At 51.1% G+C, this 1,534-nt stretch carries 4 protein-coding genes; 2 read left to right on the top strand and 2 right to left on the bottom strand.

Going from position 1 to position 1,534, the window contains the following annotated elements; genetic code table 11:
• Window positions 1-479 (bottom strand): transcriptional regulator (locus BHE89_RS16905; RefSeq protein ID WP_128860651.1); only part of this gene is annotated, 479 nt, incomplete at its 3' end.
• Window positions 480-641: 162 nt separating this feature from the next.
• On the opposite strand from BHE89_RS16905, the gene BHE89_RS16900 reads away from it, so the two are divergent.
• Both BHE89_RS16900 and BHE89_RS16895 read left to right on the top strand, forming a co-directional pair.
• Complete coding sequence (locus tag BHE89_RS16900; protein WP_000270043.1) at window positions 642-992, top strand: type II toxin-antitoxin system RelE/ParE family toxin; 351 nt, start codon at window positions 642-644, stop codon at window positions 990-992.
• A gap of 4 nt (window positions 993-996) precedes the next feature.
• Window positions 997-1,299 carry an XRE family transcriptional regulator gene (locus BHE89_RS16895; protein ID WP_000124640.1) on the top strand — a complete coding sequence of 101 codons (303 nt, stop codon included), beginning with the start codon at window positions 997-999 and terminating at the stop codon, window positions 1,297-1,299.
• Between the two features lie 27 nt (window positions 1,300-1,326).
• Here BHE89_RS16895 and BHE89_RS26205 read toward each other — a convergent pair.
• Window positions 1,327-1,534, bottom strand: a 208-nt coding sequence (locus BHE89_RS26205; protein WP_286146240.1) for a chromosome segregation protein ParM, incomplete at its 5' end; no start/stop codon positions are given.

Below are 1,534 nucleotides of genomic sequence, written 5' to 3'. Positions count from 1 at the left end.
CCCAGCGTCAGTTCCCCGGAGCGCTTCGCGGGGTTGTAGCGAACTTTGATAGGCCTACCCGTAGCATCGCTCATCAGGGTCTCCAGGCGCTTAATGTCTGCATCCCTGTCCACTTCTTTGCCCTTCGCTATCGCCTCAAATTTATGAACCGGTGTCCTGGTATGCAGGAGATCCCTCAGGAGCTTTTCTCTCTTGCTGAAAGGTAACTTAGCCACGGCCCTCACATGCCCCAGGGTGATCTTGCGTGGATTTCTGAGCCAGAGTGTTAGCTCTTCCTCCGATAGCGTACCGGCGCGTTTCAGGTGTGTAACCGTATAGACCTTCTCAATACCCAGATCCTCTCTGATCTGACTGTTTGAACGCCCCTCTCCGCTTAGGAACGCGACCACATAGGCCTTTTCTGCATCAGTCATGCCTGGATGCTGGTGGTAGTAGTCAATGGCTTCTCTTGCATCGAGCAGTAGGGGCAGGTTGTTCATTCAGGACACCTTTTAGTCACATGACTATATCGAGGCTTATTCTACCCCCTATTTTAGTCACATGACTACTTACCGACATTTCGGCCCCCATCGCCGCCGATTTTTCTTGATTATAGGTTTGAATCTATATAGGATTGCACCTATATTAAGTAAGGGGAAATCATGTGGGTCATCGAGACAACCGACACCTTTGATGAGTGGTTCGATGCTCTGGATGATACCGATAGAGCAAACGTGCTGGCTTCGATGATGGTGCTGCGAGATAGAGGCCCCATGCTGTCGAGGCCATACGCGGATACTGTTAACGGTTCATCCTACAGCAACATGAAAGAGCTTCGGGTCCAAAGCAAAGGAGATCCTATCAGAGCGTTCTTTGCGTTCGATCCAAAGCGTAAGGGGATTCTTCTCTGCGCCGGTAACAAGACCGGGGACGAGAAAAGGTTTTATGAAGTAATGATCCCAATTGCAGACCGTGAGTTTGCGGCGCACTTGGATAAATTGAAGAAGGAGTGACGTTATGGCAAGAACTCTTGACCAAATGCTGGCAACAGAAAAGCCTGAGGTTGTTGCCAAAGCACAGAAAGCGGCCACTGAGATGTTACTGAACATCCACTTGGCAGAGCTTCGTGATCGCATGAACCTTACCCAGGGGGAAATTGCTGCATCTCTGGGTGTGAGACAGCCGACAGTCTCCGAGATGGAAAAACCTGGACGAGATCTCAAGCTGTCGTCCATTAAGCGGTACGTTGAGGCCTCCGGTGGCAAGCTACGCCTCGATGTTGAACTTCCTGACGGCACCCACTACGGCTTTGCCGTTTAACTCGATACGCCCCGTTATGGGGCGTATTTACTTCTCCTGCTCTTCTTCCAGCCGTTTTCGGTATATCTCTCCCGCACGTTCCCTGCCATCGTCGGTCAGCCTAAAGGCCAGCTTTAGAGAAGCATTCCGGTACTTGTTCAACAGGCCGTTCTCCACCAGCGTGTGGCATGACGTTCGGAAGTTCGTTCCATGAATACCGCTCTGGCGAGCTGAGTTGATCATCTCCAGCATTTTT

Origin of the sequence: Shigella sp. FC1967 (assembly GCF_001743005.1) — a bacterium.
Classification (GTDB): Bacteria; Pseudomonadota; Gammaproteobacteria; order Enterobacterales; family Enterobacteriaceae; genus Proteus.
The sequence above is the reverse complement of the archived record's forward strand: the minus strand, read 5'-3'. Positions and strand labels throughout refer to the sequence as shown.

Excerpts from the sequence above, each read along its gene's own strand:
- BHE89_RS16895 (WP_000124640.1), top strand. The coding sequence starts at position 997 with ATGGCAAGAACTCTTGACCAAATGCTGGCAACAGAAAAGCCTGAGGTT.
- BHE89_RS16900 (WP_000270043.1), top strand. The coding sequence starts at position 642 with ATGTGGGTCATCGAGACAACCGACACCTTTGATGAGTGGTTCGATGCT.